Raw genomic sequence first — 19,540 nt, 5'->3', positions numbered from 1 at the left:
GATAGGCTCGCAATACACCCCAAATAGGGTAAGACGTCTCAGGTATTGACAAAGGTGTGGGCATGAAGTCTCCCTCCGATCCCCCGGGAGGGCCCGGCGGTGCCGACCAGAGCGGTCAGGATCGCGGCGCGTCCGAGACGGGCCCGACTGTGCCGCCCCCTGGTCCAGCCGCTTCGTCGGGCCCGGAGGAGGCCTGGATCGTCCTGGCGACCGTCCCGAACAGCCGCGCCGCCGAGCGCGCGGTCGCGCACCTGGGCTTCGCGTTTCGACGCAAAGCCCGCCACGGCCAGGCCGGTGCCTTCGTCGTGACCCGCAACCGGGACGGCTCGTTCCGGCTCGTCCAATCCAGATTCGTCACCGCCAGCGGCGTGGTGGCGGCCGCCATGAGTGTCACGGTCTCCGTCATGGTCGGATTCCACGGCCTGGTCTCGGCGCTCAGAGGCGCGAAGACCGGCGCCGGGGCGGTCCGCGGCCACCATAAGAGCGTCGGGACCGGAGCCGACCGGGTTCGGGAACTCCTGGGCGAGGCCGGTGAGCACGGGGCCGGGCTGGTGATCCGCTGCGCGGACGACGCGACCGCCCAGGAGGCGGAGGCCCGCGCGGCGCACCGAACCACCAGCCACTGGCACGGCTCACGTTCCGAGTTCCTCACCGCGCTCGAACGCCTGGGCAGTGAGTACGACTGGCTGCACCCGGCCGCCGGCGAGGCCGCCCACCACAGGCGGTAGCCGGTGCCGGACCGCAGCAGAGCCCGCAACGACACGCCCATCCGGTGATCCCTGCGGATCGCCACGTACAACTCGACCTTCGACTGCGAGTTACCCATGAGGCCCCAGCGGAGAAGCACACCTCACAGTCCCACCGCAGCCCCCAAGTGACGTCAAAACAAACTGACACAGCAAACTCGGTCAGGTGGCGACTCCCACAGTCACATCGAAACCACTCCCGCAGTCACGCACATAACCACGCGATCTATCCCGCGGCGAACACGTCCTCAACCTGGTCCAGCCGGTCCGTCCACCAGTGCAGCAACGCCTCATCCGCGGTGAACACCGCTGACGAAACGACGGCGTGTGCTGCGGAGAATTGTGGGTGGTGCCGGGGCACCACCCACAGCGGCCTCAGCCGATGGTGTACGCCCGGTACACCGTCTCCACCGAGCGGTCCCCGGCGGAGTCGGTCACCTCGGAGCGCAGGGCGACGGCGCCGGAGGCCGGGTTGTGGACGGACGCCTGCCAGGTCGAGCCGGAGTGCTTGACGGTCGCCGCCTTCCAGGTCTTGCCGCCGTCGGCGGACGACCAGACCCGGACCGACTTGGCGGTCACCTTGGTGAACTTCGCGTCGGGCCCCTGGGAGCCGCGCCCGGCACTCACGTCGACCGTCGTGGTGCGGTCCGGTGCGGCCTGGTTGTGGCTGTTCAGGCCGGTGGGCAGGAAGCGGGTCAGGAAGACGGGCGCGACCACCGACTTCGCCGGGTCGGCCTTGAAGTACCAGTCGAGGGTGACGCGCGGCGACAGCATGCCCGCGGGGAAGGTGATGCCCGGGCGGTAGCGGTGGGCATCGACGGTCAGGCGGTACCAGCCGGCCGAGCGGATACGGGCGGAGAAATCGGCGTCGCCGGTGCCCCAGTTGGTGAGGGTCTGCTTCTTGACGGTGGTGCTTCCCTTGGTCAGGACCACCGTCTCCTTCGTCGGGTCGGCCCCGAGGGCGCCGCCGACGTCGGGGTCGCCGATCAGAGCATCCCCGGTGAAACTGACGGACTTCTGCCAGACCATCGGCAGATAGTGCAGCGGACTCCACGCGGCCCGGCCGAAGGACTGCGTGAAGCTCTGCCCCGCCTTCAGCGTCCTGGCCTTCGGGAAGCCGCTGCCGACGTCGTCGCCATTGCTCGCGTAGGTGTCGACGCGCGGCTGCCAGGTCCCGGGCGTCACATGGACGGTGGCACTGTACGGTGCGTCGTCGTTGCGGACCCCGGCCATCAGGTCGGTCGTGCAGTCGTCGACCTTCGGGTGCGCCTGGAGCGCGGTCTCGGTCTGACGGGCCATCTGCGGACCGCTGCGGACCGAGAAGCGCATCGTCGCCAGCCCCGACCGCTTGAACGACCCCCCGGGCGCGGCCGGGATACCCGTGGTGTTCTTCACGGCGACGTAATTGTCGTTCCCCGACCACTGTGCCATGTACCCGAACTGCAGCAGCCTGGAGGAGTTCGGGATGGCGTAGAGGGCTCCCTCCTCGTTCCAGCCGCCCGCGCTGAAGGCGGAGGGCATGTTGCCGACGGTGGCGGCGCACACCTGCGCGCTGATCTGCGGCCGACCGGTCACGTCGGCGGGCGTGTCCAGCGACACCTTGACGGCCCTGCCCTTGCGCGCGTCGAGCGTCACCGACTTGCTGCCCGACACCTGGACGACCTGCGCGCCGACGGTGTCGGTGCCCGGACCGTCCGTGGCGTCCTCGTGGATGTCGGCCATCGCGATGTAGCGCCCCGACGGCAGGCTGATCCGCTTGCCGGACTTGACGCTGTACGTCTCACCGGACGGCACGGCGACGACGGTGACCGTCGTCGAGACCTTGCCGCCGTGCCGCCCGAGCGTGGTGACGGCCAGTGAGGCCGATGCCGCCTGCGCCGACACGGCGGAAGCGACCAGCGGTACCAGCGCGGCCACGCCGACGAAAGCGAGCGATCTCCCTCGCTGCATCATCAACTCCCCCTCTAAACCCTGAAGTTCAGCCAATCCTAGCCATGTCACGGACATGGCAGATCACGGGATCACGGTGAGGAGGTACTCCTGATCAAGGTGTGACAAAGAAATCTCTCGCGTTCTCGCATCGGGTTCAGGACCCGGTGAAATCGGAGTCGGACGGAGCCGGGCGCGGGCCGCCGAAGCCGCGTTCCGAGAGGTCGAACCAGTTCCCTTCCGGGTCCATGGCCCGGTACTCGGCGAAGGGCCGGTTGGTGAAGCGCTCGGCCGGCTTCGGAGTGCCGGCGGCCACCAGCGCCTCGGAGGTGGCCGCCGTGTCCTCGATGTGGAAACCGAAGTGGTTCATGCCGACCGGGGTGTCACCGTCGAGCTGGTGCTTGATCAGGGCCAGCGACAGATAGCCGTCGGAGAGGAAGCAACTGCCGTCCGGATCGCGGTGGAAGAGCTCCATCGCGAAGACAGAGGAGTAGAACTCGGCCAGCTTCTCCGGATCACGGGCCACGATGGCCAGGTGGCGGAGTTTCGGGCGGGCGGTGGGTGCGGGTTCGTTCACGGGTTCGTTCACGGGTTCGTTCACGGGGGAATCCTTCGGGTCGAGCGGCTGCGGCACGGGGCGGGGTGCGGGGCGGGGTGCGGGGATCATGTTGTGAAAGGACCTGATCAACCAGTGGTGTTCCGTGGTCCGCTCTGCGGTCCGCTCCACCATCCGTTCCACGACGGCCAACGCGTGCGTGGTGGTCAGCGGCTCACCGTCCGCGGTGGTGATCGTCGACTCCGCCTCGACCGTGGCCAGGTCCGGGCGGAGGAAGCGGACGACCACGACGCGAGCGTCGAGGACGGTTCCGGCGTACGGCCCTTGGAAGAGCACCTCGTGTCCGGCCTGGATGCCGGTCCGGCCGAGCGGCTTGTCGCCTCGTACGGTGGTGAAGTCGCAGTCCTCCGCGAAGCTCGCGGCGAAGAGCGCGGCGTCAGCGGCCGCCCAGCCGCGGGCCATCTCGGCCCACAGGGCGCGGATCGCCCGGGCATCGTCGGCGCCTTCCTGGCTCTCCTGGCCCTCCTGGCCTTCCTGAGCAGGGGTGTTCGTTCCTTCCGGCTGACGCATCGGCCTCACGCCTTCATCGGTGAGCTGGTACGGATCCGGAGCGCGACCTCAGGGCACTCGGTGCCCCCGGACGCATGCGGGCCGGGCGGGGCCCAGGCCGCCAGGGCGTGGTAGAAAACGCCGTCCCTGCGTTCCAGGTAGCAGATGATGTTGAGGGGCCATCCTGTCCGGCTGAAGAGATGGCGGTCCATGGGAGTCGGACGCTCGCTGAGCATCTGTCCCCGTTCCGACGGCGGGCCCAGACGGTGCCAGTCCGGGTGCATATGGATGGAGCCGAGCAGGTCCAGGCCCAGGTCTTCGGCCTTGCGGGACGCCCGGAGGAGGTCGCGGGAGTCCATCCACCAGCCGCGGCGTTCGTTCTCGTAGGCCGGCCCGAATGTCGGCACGATCGTCTCGCGGAACTCCTGTCGGGCCGCCGGGTCACTGGTACGGGCGTTACGGCCGAAGGCGATGCGCCGCACGTGGTACGTCGTCGCGTCCACGCTGCCGAGCAGCAGCGCGAAGCAGGGCAACGGCGCTTCTGGGGTGATGAGTTGGTACTCACCTACGGCGGCGCCGAGAAAGTCCGCGAGCGCTTGGTCGTCCATCAGGACGGTGGGAGTGGTGGGGGTGGGGGTGGGGGTGCCGTATCGGGCGTCCGGCGGACCGGAGCCGAACACGTCTGTCGCAGCGGGCATAGGGCGTGGACTCCGATGAGATGTGGGGTGGGGAGGCCCTGCGGAGCAGCGGATGCCCGGCGACGTTACTTGAGAGTTCACAGTTCGTCGGCCGACTGCCGTGAATCATGGGGATATCCCTACGGCTTGTTAAGGACTTGCGGCCGACTGTAGGGCGGGGCTTTGAGCCCCGCCCTTGGCTGTCCGGTTGGTTACTGCCCAATCGGGTTGAGGTAGGTGCCCGGGTGGGTGGCGCCGTCCTGCTTGAGGATCTGGCCGCCGAACGGCCACTTCAGGGTGAAGTGCTTCGTCTCGTTCGGCGGGGTGACCAGGAACTTCGCCGGAACGAATTTCTGCTTCTGCGGCGTGGACTTGGCCACCGGGAGCAGGGTGATGCTGAAGTCCACCGTGTCCCCCTGCTTCAGGACCATCTTTACGGGCTTCTTGGAGGAGCGCGCCAGCGACCAGGTGCCGTCGGTCTTCTGAGCACCGATCATGTCGACACCGGCGAAGCCGGACAGGGTGCAGGTGCGCTTGCTCTGGTTGGTGAACCAGATGTACGCCTGGGTCTGCTTCCTGGTCTGGTTCATCTCCGGCTTCGCGTCACCACCCGTGGCGAAGCCGGCCTTCAGGTCGGCGGTGTGGCAGCGGGTCGGCCCGGCCTGGGCGGAGGCGGCGGAGGCCGGGACGGCGGCAGCGGCAGTGCCGGCGACGACGATCGCCGCAAGGGCAACGGCGGTCAGCTTGCTGTTCATGAAGTTTTCGGTTCCCCTCGATTACGAAGCGGCGCACGAGGTCAGTGCGCGCCTGCACACCGGAAGATGTGCAATGCCGGTGGGAGGTTCGGTGGGCCGGAGAGGAATTTCCGACAGCCGGACTCCCCAACTGATCGAGGTCAATGCCCGTTCCGCCGTCGAAGTTGCCCTAAAGGGCAGGCTCGAAAACCTTGTCGACTTCCGGGAGGTAGAGAATTTCCATGAAGCCGCGCACGCCGTCCAGCAACTGGACGGCCGAGAGGTAAATCATCATGCCGCACGGTGAACTCCACAGTGATCACGGGGTACAGCTTGGAGTCAACCGGTGGCGGCGATACACGGCCAGGACGTGCACCGGCCGTGGGACAGAGCGATCGTTCAGGTGTTCCCGTACTCGTCGTGGCGGCGTAGCCAGTGGGTCTGCTCGCCCTCCTCGTGGCGGCCCAGCGGCGTCCGGTCGAGGAGGCCGTAGTAGGCCATGGCGGGTTCGAGGCCGCGCGCGGTGGTGACGTAGGTCCGGTGGACGGTGCCGTCCACGAGCGCGTAGGCGCTCAGTCCCGGCCCCTCGGTGACGTACCCGAGCACGTCCGTGCCGCATGCCTCGGCCATCTGGCTCACGGTCGGCGGGACCTCGCCGTCGAGGAACGGCCTCAGCTCGTCCTCCGTGTACAGGAAGCCGAGGTCACGGTGGAAGTCGCTGCCGACGGTGGAGGCCCAGTCGAAGCTCCAGCCCATCCGCTCCCGGTAGCCGAGGAGCTTGTCGAGCGGAGCCCGCGAGGAGCAGGCCAGTGTCACATCGCGGGCCCTGAGGTGGACTGCGCTCGGGTCGAGGGTGTCGGCGATGGAGGAACAGACCGGGCATCCGGCCTCGTACGGCGGGCCGAACATGAAGTGGTAGACGAGCAGCTGGGAGCGCCCGTCGAAGAGGTCCGCGAGGGTCTTGGTCCCGCTCTCGGTCTCGAAGCGGTAGTCCTTCTCGACCGGCACCCAGGGAAGCTCCCGCCGCTTGCGCGCAAGCTCGTCGCCGCGTCGGGTGAGTGCCTTCTCCTCCGCGAGCAGCGTCTGTCGGGCTGCCTCGAATTCCTCCTGCGTGCCGACCTTGTGCTCGGGCATTGCCATTCCCTCCTGCTGCGGGAGCGGAACACCGCCTCGCGACGGGCGGTCGCCTGCGGCGGCTGCCGGAACGGCCTGCGTCGGCGTACGCGTCCGGCCTCACTTCCACCGTACGCGCGTGACGCCGGGCCTTCTCATCGAGCCCGGGGGACCGCGCGGCAGGCGGCCTTACCAGATCACCAGGTCACGGGCCGAAGCCGTTCCACCAGTGCCGCGGCCGAGGTCTGGGGCGGTGCGTTCGGCAAGGCTCGTGGCCTGCGCGATCATGCCGACGACGGCAACTGAGTGGCGGCGTTTGTCCCCACCATTTCCATGGCGCGTAACCGCCGACTTCGGCAGGAACCGAGGAAAGTCGACTGCCGGATCGTCATCGTCGTGGGTACGATGCCGACGATGAAGAACCTCTCCTCTCGCGGATTGGGGGAATCGTCCACGCAAGGTGAGTGCTGATGGCACATCACCTCGCGAACGCGATTCCGGCCCGCCTGTTGATGTGGCAGCGCGTGCGTGAGTACGCCGTGCCACCGTCCATGATCGAGACCGCGACCGCACGGCGTGCGGTCGGTGACTGGGCGGGGGCCTGCGCCGCTGCCCGGATCGACGTCGATCTCGATCTGCGCGCCGTGCGCGACCGCCACGGCACCGATCTCGTCACCCGCCTCCGTACGGATCTGCGTCTGCTGGCGCCGGATCTGCTCCGCTGGCACATGCCCCGGATGGCTCCCGACGGGCGGCTCCGGCCCGGCCTCACCATCTCCCTGGCTCATTACCGGAGTTCCGGCGCCATGCCACTCCACCTGGTGGTACAGACACCGCCTGCCAGGGCGGACGCCGGACAGCGGATGTCCCTCGCCCTGTGGGAGGGGCTCAGGCACGATGCCCCCAGGCACCATCCGCACCCGCATCCCGAACGGCGTTTCCGGCTCGACCTCCACCGGCATCTCTGGGATTCCGGGCGGAGCGGCGAACTGGCCCGGCGGTGCGGTGCGGTCGGGGTACCGTCCGCGGCGCTGCCCGACCGACCCCACGTACCCGACGGGTTCCACCTCCCCGACAGATTCCCTGCACCCGATTCCGGGTGGGCAGTGGCGAGTTGGGCCGCCGAGGCGGAACTGCTGTTGCGGGCCGAGGGGCCGCCACGGCGCCCTCGCGGGGCCTTCACCGTGCGGCTCGGTGCGCGGAGCCAGGCCGTGCTCGAACTCGTCGCCCCCGACGACAGCCATGCCCCGACGTGGCGGCCGCTGCGGGAGGCGCTGCCGGCGCAGGAGGTCGCGGCACTTCCGGTGCTGCCGGAGGCGGCGGCCCGGGTCCTTCCGGATCTGGAGCTGCTGCGGGCCGGGCTCGTCGCGGCCGAGCGGCTGCATCCGCTTGTCGCCGCAGCACTGGCGGTATCCGGTTCCGTGTCCGCGTCCGGCTCGGTGTTCGCGTCCGGCTCGGTGTCCGTGTCCGGCTCGGCACCGGTGGTCGGCCCCGGCCCCGCGCCCGGTGATCCGCATCGGGTGGAATGCCGGGGCGAGGTCCACCGGATCGCGCTACGGGACGGGGTGCTGACGGCGGTTGATCACGCCCCGGCCCAACTGCGCAGGGAAGAGCTGCTGGTGGCGCTCGGCGGGCCGACGCTGCCGTGTCTGCGGGCGATCGACGCGGTGCACCGCAGCCCGGAGGCACTGCCCGCGGTCCGGGAACGGCTCGGCCACGGTGATGTCGCCGGGGCGCTGGCCGTGGTCGAGGGGCTGCTCGGTCCCGGTGCGGTGCTGCGCGACGGGCCGCTCCGGGAGGAACTGGAGTCGGCCGCGGCCCGCCGCATCGACCACGGGCTCTTCCGCTCGGGGCTGGTCGCCGTGCACCCCGCTGCTGGTGCGGCCGAGAACGGAAACACCTCGGGCGTGGGGCACGCGGGAGAGAGCCACCGCCCGCGACTCGACCGTCATACGCCTTTCGACATGCGCCGCAAGCGCAGTAGCCGGGCCCGGCCCCGCACCGGCCAGCACAGCTGATCCGCTGCCGGGCCACCGGCCCCTGCCGGGCCGCCCAGCCGCCCTGTCGCCCTGTCGCCCAGCCCCTGAAGTCCCTTCCCGCACCGCGCTTTCCACACCGCAACGCACCGCACCGCACTCCCCGACAACAGCCGGACGGGCCGTCCCGTTCCCTTACTCCTCCCCAGGTGATGCCCATGACTTCCAGCACCCTCCTGCCCAACCGGCCCCAACTCGCCCTCGCCGACGACCTCTTGGCCCTCCTCCGGACGACCACCACCGAACCGCGCCCCGACGAGCAGCTCGAAGCGCTCACCCTGGCCGTCGCGGCCGACCTGCCCGTGCTGCTCTGGGGCGAGCCGGGCATCGGCAAGACCGCGGCCCTGACGCAGCTCGCCGCCTCCCTCGACCTGCCGCTGACGACCGTGATCGCCAGCGTCCACGAGCCGTCCGACTTCTCCGGGCTGCCGATCGTGGGCGACGACCCGGCGGTGCAGGGGGTGCCGATGGCGCCGCCGAAGTGGGCCGTGGAGCTCGTACGGGCCGGGCGGGGCCTGCTCTTCCTGGACGAGCTCTCCACCGCCACCCCGGCCGTCCAGGCCGCACTGCTCCGGGTCGTCCTGGAGCGGAGGGTCGGAGCGCTGCAACTGCCGCCGGGGGTACGGATCGTGGCCGCCGCCAATCCGCGCGCGTCGGCGGCGGACGGGTGGGAGCTGAGCCCGCCGCTGGCCAACCGGTTCGTGCATCTGTACTGGGTGCACGACCGGGAGGTGGTGGTGCGCGGGCTGGGCGGGGTCTGGCCCAGAGCAGAGCTGCCCCGGCTGGAGCCTGGGCGGCTGCCCGAGGCGGTGGCCTTCGCCCGGCGCGCGGTCTGCGGCTTCCTGGAAGCCCGGCCGACACTGATCCACCGGCTGCCGAGCACCGAGACGCGACGCGGCGGTGCCTGGCCCTCGCCCCGGAGCTGGGAGGCCGCGGTGACCCTGCTGGCCTTCGGCACGGCGGCCTCCGTCTCCCGGGAGGTGCTGGCCCTGCTGGTGCGGGGCGCGGTGGGCGACGGGCCGGGGCTCGAACTCCTCGCGTACATCGACCGGATGGACCTGCCGGACCCGGAATCACTGCTGGCTGATCCGGGCTCCGCCGAGCTGCCGGAGCGGGGGGACCTGCGGCAGGCGGCACTGGAGGCGGTGGTGGCCGCCGTCGGGGCGCGGCCGGAACGGGAGCGGTGGGAGGCGGGCTGGGCGGTGCTGGTCCGGGCACTGGAGACCGGCGCCCCGGACCTACTGGTCGCCCCGGCGACCACTCTCGCCGCGCTGCGGCACGACGACTGGGAGGTACCGGAGACGATGGACCGGCTGGCTGGGGTGGTCGGTCTCGCCCGGCGGGCGGACCGGTCGGTGGGGCTGGCCAGGGCGTCGGCCGAATCCGGGCGTGCGTCGGGGGCGCGCCGATGACGGGGGCCGCCGAGCGCCCGGGCACGCGCCCTGTGCCGTACCCCATGTCCCCGCCCGCACCGCCGCGCCCGGTACGGGCCACCGTGCCGGGGCCGCCGAACGGCTCCGGCGGGCCGACCGAGCACCCAGGTCTCCGGCTGGACATGGAGAAGCTGCTGGCCGCCCGGCTGCACGCGGTGAAGGTCCGGCCCTACCTGGCGAGCGCCCTCTTCGCGCTTCACGTGGTGGAGGACCGCTCGGTGCCGACGATGGCGGTGGACGCGCACTGGCGCTGCTACGTCTCCCCCGGCTTCGTCGCACGCATCCCGGTGGAGGAGCTGGCCGGCGTCTGGGTGCACGAGGTCTCACATCTGCTCCGGGACCATCACGGGCGGGGCGAACGCTATGCGCGGGAGCACGAGGACCACGGGCCGGGCGAGCGAAGCGAGACGGGGGTCGCCGCGGCCGAAGGCCTGGGGAGGCTGCGGCGGAACATCGCCGCCGACTTCGAGATCAACGACGACATCTACGGCGACGGTCTGCCCCGGCCTGCCGGGGCGGTGCTGCCGTCACTACTGCGGCTGCCCGACGGGCTGCTGATGGAAGAGTACTTGCGGACCGCGTCGTTGTCCGGGCTCGCCGCGGAACTGGCCTGGCTGGACTGCGGCAGTGGTGCCGACGGGCACGAACGCCCGTGGGAGCTGGGACCCGACGGGGCACACGGACTCAGCAGACAGCAACGGGACGCTGTCCGTTTCCGGGTCGCGGAGGGAATCAAGGGCCGACCGGGCGAGGCGCCGGAAGGCTGGCGCCGGTGGGCGGACGAGGCCTTCCATCCGCCGCAGCCGTGGCGGCAGTTGCTGGGGGCGGCGATCCGCTCGGCGGCGGGTGCGCCGGGAGTGGGCGAGAACCACAGCTACCGGCGTCCCTCCCGGCGCTCGGCCGGCATCCCCGGGGTGCTGCTGCCGGGCCTGCGCCGTACGCCGCCCCGGGTCTGCGTCGTGATCGACACCTCCGGATCGGTGAGCGACGCCGAACTGGGCAGCGCCCTGCTGGAGGTGACGGCGATCTCACGAGCGGTGGGCGGGCGGCGCGATCTGGTCTCGGTGATCTCCTGTGACGCGGCGGCCGGGGTCGCCGTCCCGCTCTGCCGCGCCGAGAGCGTCGAACTGATCGGCGGCGGAGGAACCGATCTGCGCTCCGGTTTCGCCCGGGCACTTCGCTCCCGGCCCCGCCCGGCCGTGATCGTCGCCCTGACGGACGGCCAGACACCGTGGCCCTCCGCGCAACCGCCCTGCCGCACCGTCGTCGGTCTCTTCCCGCGTCCCGCCCGCGCCGTCGACGAGGAGAACCCCGACTACGTCCCGGACAGCCCGCCGCCCTGGGCGCGTGTCGTCACCATCGGCTGAGAAGCGCGGTGCCCCGCCATCGCCACCTGTTACGAGCGCTGTTCGACCGTCTGCCTCGGGCAGCTCTTGGCACAGCACGCATTCACCGGTCAAGATCAAGCCGTGGTCAACAATGCGAAGGTCACGAGAGGGATGGACATCCTCCACGATCTGATGGGCTTGACGTCAGGCTCGATGTTGCTGGCGCTCGGACTCCATACCCACCGTGAAGGCGGATCCGTGGGCTGGGAGATTGCAGGAGCAGCGGCGATGATCTCCAGCAGCCTCTGGGTGGCCCGACGTCGCCGCACCCGGCGCAGGACGGCGCCCCCGCCGCCGTAACGGCAGGCGGCAACCGTCCGCGCCGCCGCGAGCACACGTCGTGATCAAGTCACGGGTGTTCATACAGCTGCAGGACACCTCCCGCCGAGAAGCACAACGCCCCCACGAGAGTCCCCCAGTTGGCGATGTCCGCGTTGATCAGGCTGCCGGTGGCCGGGCGGGTGTAGGCGGCCAGGGCGGAGACCATGAACAGGACGGAGCCGAACTGGTTCACCGCGACGATCCACCAGCCGAGGCTGCGGCAGCGAAGGCAGGGGCGGCCGTGGCAGATCTCCACGATCGCGAGGTGGCCTGAGATCAGGAACAGCACGCAGCCGATCACATCGGGGGTCCAGATCAGCCGGTTGATCTGCTGGACGCTCAGGCCCTGGAGGAAGGAGTCCAGGAGGTTGACGGCGAACACCACGGTGCCGGCGAAGAGGACCGACGCGCTCAGCCAGTCCACCCGTGACGGCTCATAGCTCCACCAGCGCCAGTCACGGGTGACGAGCCCGCCCTCGCCGCCCGGCACATGGCGGGGAGCGTTGATGACCTGGAGCAGCGAGACATAGCCGCCGGTGTTGAAGAAGAGGCCGCCGGCGAAGTAGATCGAGGCGCAGGTGGTGGCGTCGCCGGAGCCGAACTGGGCGACGCCGGCACCGGCCGCGAAGAGGAGTCCGCCGATGACGAAGGCAGTCGCGGCGATGGCGTTGAGCCTGCGCAGTCGGCCGAGGGCAACCTCGTCGGCGCTGGTGTGCCGACTGGTGGTTGCGCCGGGCGGGCGGACGGCGATCACTCCGCGCCGCCGGGCGAGCCTTGACTCCCACACGGCGGTGCCGCCGCCGGGGGGCCGCCAGGTGAGCCGGGTGGTGAACGGTCCCGCACCCTCGGCGCACTGCTCGGCGGATGCGGGTCTCATACGTCGCTCATGACATGTCCCGGGTCACTGGGCGCGAGGGGCAACCTGGCTACGCGCCGCCCCCGAACAGGCACCGACTCTGCCAGAGCAGACCACGCCCAGCGGTCATTTCGGCCTACTCGGGCGAGGCGTAAGGATTCCCGCTGCGAACGCCGGGAACCGGTGGGCCGAGCCACCATGCCGCCCACGGCGGCGGAACGGGAACCCAGTCCGGGCCGCGGTGCGCCAGCCACCACCTGCCGATGGTGTGGAACTTCTCCTCGAACCCGCGATCCCAGCTGAGGAACCCGGTGATCGGCGCCCGCAGGCGGGTGCGGCGGCCGCCCGCTTCATAGATCACGACCGTCCGGCTTCCGGCGTAGGACTCCACCTGGATGGCTTGGACGTTCGACCACGGGATGGTCCGCTTGCGGACTCTGCGCACGATGGCCGCCGACGGCGTGAGTGTGATCCCGGGCGGCGCTGGGATGATCAGCACCAGCAACAGCATGATGAGCCCATCGGCGGACCGGACGGCCCCCCTGACAACCAGAACAAGACCCGGGAGGCCAGGAAGATGCTCGCGACGGGCAGGACGGGCAGCACGCGCTGGAGACGCGTCAGCCGGTAACGGATGCGCTCCGGTGATATGGCCCCGGCCTGTGCTTCTTCCATCGGTTCCCGCTCCTCGCGCCCTGCGGCCACAGCGTCGTCCCGTGATCGCCAAGGCAGCATGGCCGACCAGGCCGGCGCTGTCCATCCGCCGGCCCCTTCGGCGTCAGTCACGGTGCCGTGCCTCCTCCCGCCCCCGCCGCTGTGGGAGTCTCGCCGTGAGTGGTGCCAGCGGGTGCGGGGCGGACCGGGGTGGATCGGGGAGGGCGCTCGAAGCGGCTCGGGAACGGGTACTTCCGTTCCAGGAAGGCGCGGATCGCGGCCTCGGCGCCCGCTCGGTCCTCCGGGGTGGTGTCCACGTCGTTGAGGCAGAAGAAGTCGATGTCCTCGCCCGCCGCGAGACGGGCCAGGCGCCGCCGCATGTCCGGTGTGCCCAGTTGTACATAGCGGAAGCGGTAGTCGGCCGGGACGGCCCGGCCGGTCGCGATGGCCCAGTGGTGGTGGAGCGTGGACGCCGGAGCCACATCGGCGGTGGAGCGGAAGCGGGAGTAGGAGGTCCGTTCCAGTTCCTCGATGCTGAGATTCTCCATGTCCCGCATGACCGACAGGAGTTGGGGATGCGGGGTGTGCAGCGACTTGTGGGTGATCTGCCTGCCGTGGAAACGCTTGATCACCTCGCGGGCGTTCTTCCCTGCGGAGTTCGGGGCCGGTTCGAGCGGATGGGGGGCACCGACACCGAGTTTCAGCGGGGACAGCGGGATCCGGGCGATGCCGTTGCCGTGGAAGAAGTGCTCGGCCCGTACCGGGCGGTTGATGAAGACGTCGTCGTTGAAGTAGAGGTAGTGCTCCGACAGTCCCGGGATGTGGTGCAGCCGGCTCTCTATCGCATGCGAGTTGAACACGGGGAGCGCGTCGGCCGGGAGGATGTCCCGGTGGTCGACCACGGTCAGTCCCCCGGCGTCCGGGTCGAGCCAGGCGGGGATCTGGGCGTCGGTCACGAGGTAGACGTGCCGGACGAACCCTGCGTACATCTCCAGCGAGCGGAGTGCGTACCGCAGTTCGTCATGGCTGGTGTAGCGGGAGGCGCCGGTCTCGCGCGCGGCGATGTCGTTGTCGGAGAGCTCCTGGTACGCACGGCGCTTGGCGGCCATCGCCGGGTCGTCGCCGTCGACCCATGTGTACACGGCGTCGATGGGGAAGCACACCTCGTCGATGCCCGGTTCGGCGAACGGGGCGAACGTCGGCACGCTGCGGTGGTGGCCCGTCGCTTCGGCGGGCCGCTGCGCCGCCACCGGGAGCACCTCCGACACGCGGTTGCGGCGCGGGGCGACGAGCGCCGGGCCGTAGACGTCGGGCAGCCGGCTGCCGGGCACGGTGACCCAGGAGGGATCGGTGTCCGGGGCGGTGCCGAGGTCCCGGCCGCGGCGCCAGAACTCGATGTCGCATCCCGTCTCCAGGCCGCTGACCACCTGGCCCCGGGGACCGAGGCGCACCACGCCGGTACGGAGCACCGGGGCCCGCCGCACCGCCCGCGGCAGCCTCCCGTCGGCCCACAGCACCGCGGTCGTCACGGCACCGTCCGGTCCCACGGCGCCGACGTAGCCGGCGGTACCGGAGAAACGCCGGGCCGCCCCGGCCAGGATCGCGCCGCGGTACGTCTCCTCGACACCGATGACCTGCAGCGGTGCCCCGTACCCGTCGTCGGCGGGGACCAGGAAATACGGGACGGCGATTCCCTCCAGGAGGGTGCACACCCGCTCCAGGTCGGCTTCGGCGGCGTCCGCCGCGGTGTAGCCGGCGACCGTACGGCCGTACAGCCGCGCGGGTCCCAGGGTGATCCGGCGCAGCCCGGGTACGGCGGCCCGCAGGCGTCGCCGCGCCGGGGCGGCGCGCAGCGCCCGGAGCCGGGCCGACGCCCAGGACCTCAGGCGGACGAGTACCTCGCGGACGGCCCGTATGCCCGACCTCGCCGCGAACCGATGACGGATGTCCATGCCCCCCAGCCCCCGTCAGTCCTGCTTCTCGAACAAGCTCGGGAAGGGGAAGTAGTCCTCCAGGAACTCGTTCATCCGTTCGCCGACCTGTGCGCGCTCCTCGGGCGGCACGTCGACGTCGTTGAGGCAGAAGAAGTCGAAACGGCGGTTGCGGCGCAGCTCGGCCAGACGCCCCTCCGCGTCCGGGCGGCTGATGTTCACATACCGGAAGTTGTACTTCCCCGGCACACCGCAGCCGGTCATCAGCGCGTACTGGTAGAGCAGCGGCGCCGTCACGGCGATGTCCTGCGGCGAGCGGAAGCGGGACGCCGTCGTACGGCGGATGTCCTCCGGGAAGAGCTCCTCGAGCGCCTGGAGCGTGCCTCGCTGCTGCGGCAGCGGGGTGTGCATGAAGTTGTTCGTGGTCATCCGGCCGAACTTCTCCAGGAGCAGCCGGCGGACGTTCTTGCTCGCGGAGTTGGTGGCCGTCTCCTCGGCGTGCGGCTTGCCGACGCCGATCTTGAGCGGGGACACCGGGATCTTCATCAGGCCGCTGCCGTGGAAGAAGTGCTCGGCGGTGACCCGGCGGCCGACGAAGACGTCGTCGTTGAAGTAGAGGTAGTGCTCCGACAGGCCCGGTATGTGGTGCAGCCGGGTCTCGATGGAGTGCGAGTTGAAGACCGGCAGGACGCCCTGCGGGAAGATGTCGCGGTGGTCGACGACGGTGATGCCGGGGGCCCGGTCGTCGAGCCAGTGCGGCTTCTGACCGTCGGTCACGAGGTAGATGTGCCGTACGAAGTCGGCGTACATCGCGAGTGAGCGCAGCGAGTACTTCAGCTCGTCATGGCTGGTGTAGCGGGAGGCGTTGGTCTCCTTGTCCAGGATCTCGGTGATGCCGCGTTCCTGGTACCGGGCCCGCTTCGCGCGCATCTCCGGCTGCTCGCCGTCCACCCAGGTGTAGACGACGTCGACGGGGAAGGTCACGTCGTCGACGGTCGGCAGGGTGAGCGGGACGAAGCTCGGCAGCTCCCGTTCGCCGACGCGCACCGTGGCCGGCTTCTGCTCGGACGCCGGCAGCACGTCCGTGATGCCGTTGCGGCGCGGTGCGACGAGGGACTCGGCGAAGACGTCCTCGGACGCCTGCGGCTGCACCTTGGCCAGTCGCCGGGGCCCGTCGTCGGAGGCGAGGAGCTGTGCCCCGTCCTCCCAGAACTCGACGTCGCAGGCGAGCTCCGGTCCGGCGAGCAGCTGGCCGGAGGGTCCGAGGTGGTTCTCCCCGATGCGCAGGACGGAGGCCGAGCGCAGTGCGGCAGGCAGGACGCCGTCCATGAACAGGGCGGGGTGGTCGAGCCGGCCACCGGGCAGCGGTCTGCCGATGAACACCGCCTTCCCCGCGTTCCGCGCCTCCAGGGCCGTGAGGAGACGCTCCCGGTCGACGGCGTTCACACCGACCGTGTGGCGTGTCCGGGAGGCCCGTAGCAGGAAGTAGGGGATGCCTTCCCGCTCCAGCGCGGCGACAACCAGGCCGAGGTTGGCGGCGGCCGCCTCGTCGGCCCTGAAGCGGGTGACGATCCGTCCGTAGAGCTGCTGACCGCGCACCGCCACCGGGCGGAGCACCGGATCCGTGACCGCTGCCCTTCGGCGCCGCCGCATGGTCCGCAGCTGCCACACGCTCTCGGCGGCCCTGCGTTCGACTCGCGGTCGCATCCGCCGGGTAAAGGAACGTACGGTCACCTTCCGGGCTCCTCTTCGTCAGCCTGTGCACATCCCTGCACTCCCTGCACATCCACGCATCAGCAAGACAGACGTCCATTGCCGAAGGTTGTGGAAGATTTCGCCGAAAATTAAGGGACGAAGAGGCGTGAGCGCCGATTTCTCACAGTCCGCTGTGGTAATTCGCCGTCTCCCCGCTCCCCCTTCCCCTCTGCGACCTCCCCTCTCTCCCCGCGACGGACCCTCGCCCCTCCGCCAGGGCCATTGGCCCTAGTCGGCAACCTTGGCGGTTGTATACCCTGGGGGGTATCAGGAACCAGAAACCCGGAAACAGAGAGTGAGGAGAGGCTGTGAAGGTCGTCATCGTGGGAGGGGTCGCGGGTGGGATGTCCGCCGCGACCCGGCTGCGCCGGCTGCGGGAGGACGCGGAGATCGTGGTGCTGGAGCGCGGCCCCGATGTGTCGTACGCCAACTGCGGGTTGCCGTACCACGTCGGGGGTGTCATCACCGAGCGCGACGACCTGCTGCTGCAGACCCCCGCCTCCCTGCACGCCCGGTTCGCGCTGGACGTACGGGTCCGGCACGAGGTCGTCGGCATCGACACCGCCGAACGCACCCTCCAGGTACGGGACTTGGACGCCGATCGCGTCTACAGCCTGGCCTACGACGATCTCGTGCTCAGCCCCGGTGCCTCACCCGTCGTGCCGCCCGTACCCGGTGCGGAGCGCGGTCTCACCCTCCGCGACGTCGGTGACACCGACCGTATCGTCGAGGCCGTGGGAGCCGGTGGCGCCCGCAGTGCCGTCGTCGTCGGTGCCGGCTTCATCGGTGTCGAGCTCGCCGAGAATCTCGCCCGCATCGGACTCGACGTCACCCTCGTCGAGCTCGCCGACCAGGTGTTGCCGCCCCTCGACCCCGAGATGGCATCCCCGCTCGCCGCCGAGCTCCGGCGCGGCGGCGTGCGGTTGCGGCTCGCCACCCGTGTCACCAAGGTGCTGCCCGACACCGTCGAACTCGACGACGGCTCCACCGCCCCCGCCGACCTCGTCGTCTTCGCCGCCGGTGTCCGCCCCGACACCGCCCTCGCCCGCGCCGCCGGTCTGGAGATCGGCCCGCGCGGGGGCATCGCCGTCGACGACCGGCAGCGCACCAGCGACCCCCATGTGTACGCCGTCGGCGACGCCGCCGAGAAGCGTGACCGTCTCACCGGCGACAGCACCCTCGTGCCGCTCGCCAACCTCGCCAACCGGCACGGCCGTCTCGTCGCCGATGTCATCGCCGGGCGGCCGGTCCGCTCCCGCTCCGCCGTCGGCACCTCGATCGTCAAGGTCTTCGGCCTCACCGCCGCCGCCACCGGCTGGAGCGAGAAGCGCCTGTGTGACGCCGGACGGCCGCACAGCGTGATCCACATCCACCCCGCGTCGCACGCCGGCTACTACCCCGGCGGCCGTCAGATGACGCTCAAGCTGCTCGTCGACCCCGCAGACCAGCGCATCCTCGGCGCCCAGGCGGTCGGCGGGGACGGCGTCGACAAGCGCATCGACGTCCTCGCCACCGCCCTCGCCGCCGGGCTCACCGCCCCGGAGCTGGCCGACCTCGAACTCGCCTACGCCCCGCCCTACGGCTCTGCCAAGGACCCCGTCAACATGCTCGGCTACATCGCCGACAACCGGGCCACCGGCACCACCGGCACCCTCCAGTGGCACGAGACCGAGCAGGCGGTGCGCGACGGCGCGGTGCTCCTCGACGTGCGCACCCCGGCCGAGCACGCGGGCGGCGGCATCGCGGGCTCCCTCAACATCCCCGTCGACGAGTTGCGTGCCCGCCTCGACGAGGTCCCCGCCGACCGTCCCGTCGTCGTCTACTGCCAGGTCGGCCTGCGCGGCCACACCGCCGGCCGCATCCTCGCCCAGCACGACCGTGACGACGTACGCAACCTCGACGGCGGATGGCTCACCTGGCGGGCGGGGCAGTCCCACCGGAGCGGTGAGTGACAACCGGTTTCTAGAGCATGAGTACCGGGCGCGTGGAGAGGTCCTCGTACAGGTCCTCGCCCTCCTCGCCGTAGACGAACTCGGCCAGGTACGGGTTGCGGTTGGCGGTGGCCAGGGGCAGCCAGCCGAGCAGGGTGCCGTAGCCGCCGCACACCGACTCGCCGCCGTCTCCGCCGTGGACGGCGGTGGTGTCGCTGGTCAGTTCCATACGGTAGGTGTCGTAGGCGATGTGCAGGCCGAAGGCGTTCGGCCTCGTCTGCGGGCCGGTGGGGTCGTCGTAGGGGACGCGGTCCATGGGGCAGTCGTCGCCCCATCGGAACAGGGTTCGCGCGCCCGCGCCGCAGGCGTGCTCCCACTCGTCCGCACTCGGCATCCGCAGGCCGCGGGCCGCCAGGACGGCGGGCGTGCCGGCGGGCGGTTCGGTCAGATGCTCGTCCGCCACCGCCATGAGCACCGTCGCGACCTCCGCACTCCGGTACGGGCTCAGCAGCAGGGCGAGATGGGCTCGCAGGTCCGAGCCGTAGCCGAAGCCCGCCTCGACGCTCGCGGCGTAGTCCGCGGTCTGCTCCGGCGTCGGTTCCCAGGCACCGAGGTCGAAGCCGAGGGACACCCGGCCGCCGGGTATCAGCGCGAACTCCTGGCCGCCGCGCTCGATCCGGACGCGGTGCAGGGGTGCGCCGAGATGCTCCGTGGTCTCGACGGCGGTCACCCGGCCGTCCACCGCGCGGGCGGCCTCGTCGGCGACGCGCCGGGCGGCGGCCAGGTCGAGGGACCGCCACCGGTCGAGGGTGAGATCAGCGAGTGCGGATGCTGCCATGGCCATGCGCCGCAGTGTGGCACGGGGGTACGACAACGGCGCCGTCCCGATAGGCGGCGGCGCGACGAGATCCAGTCTGCGGCGGGGAGTTGT

The 19,540-nt window shown here is 70.8% G+C and carries 16 protein-coding genes; 6 read left to right on the top strand and 10 right to left on the bottom strand.

Features of this window, described 5'->3' with window-relative positions; all coding sequences use genetic code 11:
- Positions 1-62: 62 nt before the first annotated feature.
- Positions 63-728, top strand: a complete 666-nt coding sequence (locus tag ACSYGN_RS20580; RefSeq protein WP_460397725.1) for a hypothetical protein — start codon at positions 63-65, stop codon at positions 726-728.
- A gap of 393 nt (positions 729-1,121) precedes the next feature.
- On the opposite strand, the gene ACSYGN_RS20575 is transcribed toward ACSYGN_RS20580, so the two are convergent.
- The 4 genes from ACSYGN_RS20575 to ACSYGN_RS20560 form a co-directional block, all read right to left on the bottom strand.
- Entirely contained in the window at positions 1,122-2,696 is a 1,575-nt protein-coding gene (locus tag ACSYGN_RS20575; protein ID WP_460397723.1) for a hypothetical protein, read from the bottom strand.
- A 136-nt stretch (positions 2,697-2,832) separates the two neighbouring features.
- Positions 2,833-3,801 carry an SgcJ/EcaC family oxidoreductase gene (locus tag ACSYGN_RS20570; protein ID WP_460397721.1) on the bottom strand — a complete coding sequence of 323 codons (969 nt, stop codon included), beginning with the start codon at positions 3,799-3,801 and terminating at the stop codon, positions 2,833-2,835.
- 5 nt (positions 3,802-3,806) lie between these two features.
- On the bottom strand, positions 3,807-4,478 hold the full coding sequence (locus tag ACSYGN_RS20565) for a hypothetical protein (protein WP_460397719.1): 672 nt from the start codon (positions 4,476-4,478) through the stop codon (positions 3,807-3,809).
- Between the two features lie 191 nt (positions 4,479-4,669).
- Positions 4,670-5,212, bottom strand: coding sequence for a DUF4232 domain-containing protein (locus ACSYGN_RS20560; RefSeq protein ID WP_460397717.1), 543 nt, complete (start codon positions 5,210-5,212; stop codon positions 4,670-4,672).
- Between ACSYGN_RS20560 and ACSYGN_RS20555 the strand changes: the two genes are divergently transcribed.
- Positions 5,211-5,498 carry a hypothetical protein gene (locus tag ACSYGN_RS20555; protein WP_460397715.1) on the top strand — a complete coding sequence of 96 codons (288 nt, stop codon included), beginning with the start codon at positions 5,211-5,213 and terminating at the stop codon, positions 5,496-5,498. The genes ACSYGN_RS20560 and ACSYGN_RS20555 overlap by 2 nt on opposite strands.
- A gap of 92 nt (positions 5,499-5,590) precedes the next feature.
- Here ACSYGN_RS20555 and ACSYGN_RS20550 read toward each other — a convergent pair whose 3' ends face one another.
- Entirely contained in the window at positions 5,591-6,325 is a 735-nt protein-coding gene (locus ACSYGN_RS20550; protein ID WP_460397713.1) for a DUF899 domain-containing protein, read from the bottom strand.
- 449 nt (positions 6,326-6,774) lie between these two features.
- On the opposite strand from ACSYGN_RS20550, the gene ACSYGN_RS20545 reads away from it, so the two are divergent.
- The 3 genes from ACSYGN_RS20545 (at position 6,775) to ACSYGN_RS20535 (ending at position 11,140) form a co-directional block, all read left to right on the top strand.
- Positions 6,775-8,322 (top strand): hypothetical protein, encoded by a 1,548-nt coding sequence (locus tag ACSYGN_RS20545; RefSeq protein ID WP_460397711.1) that lies wholly within the window; start codon positions 6,775-6,777, stop codon positions 8,320-8,322.
- Positions 8,323-8,498: 176 nt separating this feature from the next.
- Positions 8,499-9,752: an AAA family ATPase gene (locus tag ACSYGN_RS20540; protein ID WP_460397709.1), complete on the top strand. Its 1,254-nt coding sequence runs from the start codon at positions 8,499-8,501 to the stop codon at positions 9,750-9,752.
- A gap of 143 nt (positions 9,753-9,895) precedes the next feature.
- Positions 9,896-11,140, top strand: coding sequence for a vWA domain-containing protein (locus ACSYGN_RS20535; protein ID WP_460403606.1), 1,245 nt, complete (start codon positions 9,896-9,898; stop codon positions 11,138-11,140).
- 370 nt (positions 11,141-11,510) lie between these two features.
- Here ACSYGN_RS20535 and ACSYGN_RS20530 read toward each other — a convergent pair whose 3' ends face one another.
- The 4 genes from ACSYGN_RS20530 to ACSYGN_RS20515 all read right to left on the bottom strand — a co-directional run bounded on the left by ACSYGN_RS20530 (position 11,511) and on the right by ACSYGN_RS20515 (position 16,630).
- A complete protein-coding gene (locus ACSYGN_RS20530) occupies positions 11,511-12,359 on the bottom strand; it encodes a hypothetical protein (RefSeq protein WP_460397707.1) in 849 nt (282 codons plus the stop codon).
- A 115-nt stretch (positions 12,360-12,474) separates the two neighbouring features.
- A complete protein-coding gene (locus ACSYGN_RS20525) occupies positions 12,475-12,837 on the bottom strand; it encodes a hypothetical protein (protein ID WP_460397705.1) in 363 nt (120 codons plus the stop codon).
- A gap of 283 nt (positions 12,838-13,120) precedes the next feature.
- Positions 13,121-14,944, bottom strand: coding sequence for a stealth family protein (locus tag ACSYGN_RS20520; protein ID WP_460397703.1), 1,824 nt, complete (start codon positions 14,942-14,944; stop codon positions 13,121-13,123).
- Between the two features lie 15 nt (positions 14,945-14,959).
- Complete coding sequence (locus ACSYGN_RS20515; RefSeq protein ID WP_460397701.1) at positions 14,960-16,630, bottom strand: stealth family protein; 1,671 nt, start codon at positions 16,628-16,630, stop codon at positions 14,960-14,962.
- 356 nt (positions 16,631-16,986) lie between these two features.
- On the opposite strand from ACSYGN_RS20515, the gene ACSYGN_RS20510 reads away from it, so the two are divergent.
- Positions 16,987-18,630: an FAD-dependent oxidoreductase gene (locus ACSYGN_RS20510; protein ID WP_460397699.1), complete on the top strand. Its 1,644-nt coding sequence runs from the start codon at positions 16,987-16,989 to the stop codon at positions 18,628-18,630.
- 10 nt (positions 18,631-18,640) lie between these two features.
- Here ACSYGN_RS20510 and ACSYGN_RS20505 read toward each other — a convergent pair whose 3' ends face one another.
- Positions 18,641-19,453, bottom strand: a complete 813-nt coding sequence (locus ACSYGN_RS20505; RefSeq protein ID WP_460397697.1) for a hypothetical protein — start codon at positions 19,451-19,453, stop codon at positions 18,641-18,643.
- Positions 19,454-19,540: the final 87 nt, after the last annotated feature.

Source organism: Streptomyces sp. YIM S03343 (assembly GCF_054729195.1).
This window is presented reverse-complemented; position numbering and strand designations above follow the sequence as displayed.

What these genes read in the sequence shown, in the direction of transcription:
- ACSYGN_RS20515 (WP_460397701.1), bottom strand. Translation starts at nt 16,630, where the DNA reads ATGCGACCGCGAGTCGAACGCAGGGCCGCCGAGAGCGTGTGGCAGCTG.
- ACSYGN_RS20505 (WP_460397697.1), bottom strand. Translation starts at nt 19,453, where the DNA reads ATGGCCATGGCAGCATCCGCACTCGCTGATCTCACCCTCGACCGGTGG.
- ACSYGN_RS20565 (WP_460397719.1), bottom strand. Translation starts at nt 4,478, where the DNA reads ATGCCCGCTGCGACAGACGTGTTCGGCTCCGGTCCGCCGGACGCCCGA.
- ACSYGN_RS20580 (WP_460397725.1), top strand. Translation starts at nt 63, where the DNA reads ATGAAGTCTCCCTCCGATCCCCCGGGAGGGCCCGGCGGTGCCGACCAG.
- ACSYGN_RS20570 (WP_460397721.1), bottom strand. Translation starts at nt 3,801, where the DNA reads ATGCGTCAGCCGGAAGGAACGAACACCCCTGCTCAGGAAGGCCAGGAG.
- ACSYGN_RS20555 (WP_460397715.1), top strand. Translation starts at nt 5,211, where the DNA reads ATGAAGTTTTCGGTTCCCCTCGATTACGAAGCGGCGCACGAGGTCAGT.
- ACSYGN_RS20520 (WP_460397703.1), bottom strand. Translation starts at nt 14,944, where the DNA reads ATGGACATCCGTCATCGGTTCGCGGCGAGGTCGGGCATACGGGCCGTC.
- ACSYGN_RS20545 (WP_460397711.1), top strand. Translation starts at nt 6,775, where the DNA reads ATGGCACATCACCTCGCGAACGCGATTCCGGCCCGCCTGTTGATGTGG.
- ACSYGN_RS20575 (WP_460397723.1), bottom strand. Translation starts at nt 2,696, where the DNA reads ATGCAGCGAGGGAGATCGCTCGCTTTCGTCGGCGTGGCCGCGCTGGTA.
- ACSYGN_RS20530 (WP_460397707.1), bottom strand. Translation starts at nt 12,359, where the DNA reads ATGAGACCCGCATCCGCCGAGCAGTGCGCCGAGGGTGCGGGACCGTTC.
- ACSYGN_RS20560 (WP_460397717.1), bottom strand. Translation starts at nt 5,212, where the DNA reads ATGAACAGCAAGCTGACCGCCGTTGCCCTTGCGGCGATCGTCGTCGCC.
- ACSYGN_RS20540 (WP_460397709.1), top strand. Translation starts at nt 8,499, where the DNA reads ATGACTTCCAGCACCCTCCTGCCCAACCGGCCCCAACTCGCCCTCGCC.
- ACSYGN_RS20535 (WP_460403606.1), top strand. Translation starts at nt 9,896, where the DNA reads ATGGAGAAGCTGCTGGCCGCCCGGCTGCACGCGGTGAAGGTCCGGCCC.
- ACSYGN_RS20550 (WP_460397713.1), bottom strand. Translation starts at nt 6,325, where the DNA reads ATGCCCGAGCACAAGGTCGGCACGCAGGAGGAATTCGAGGCAGCCCGA.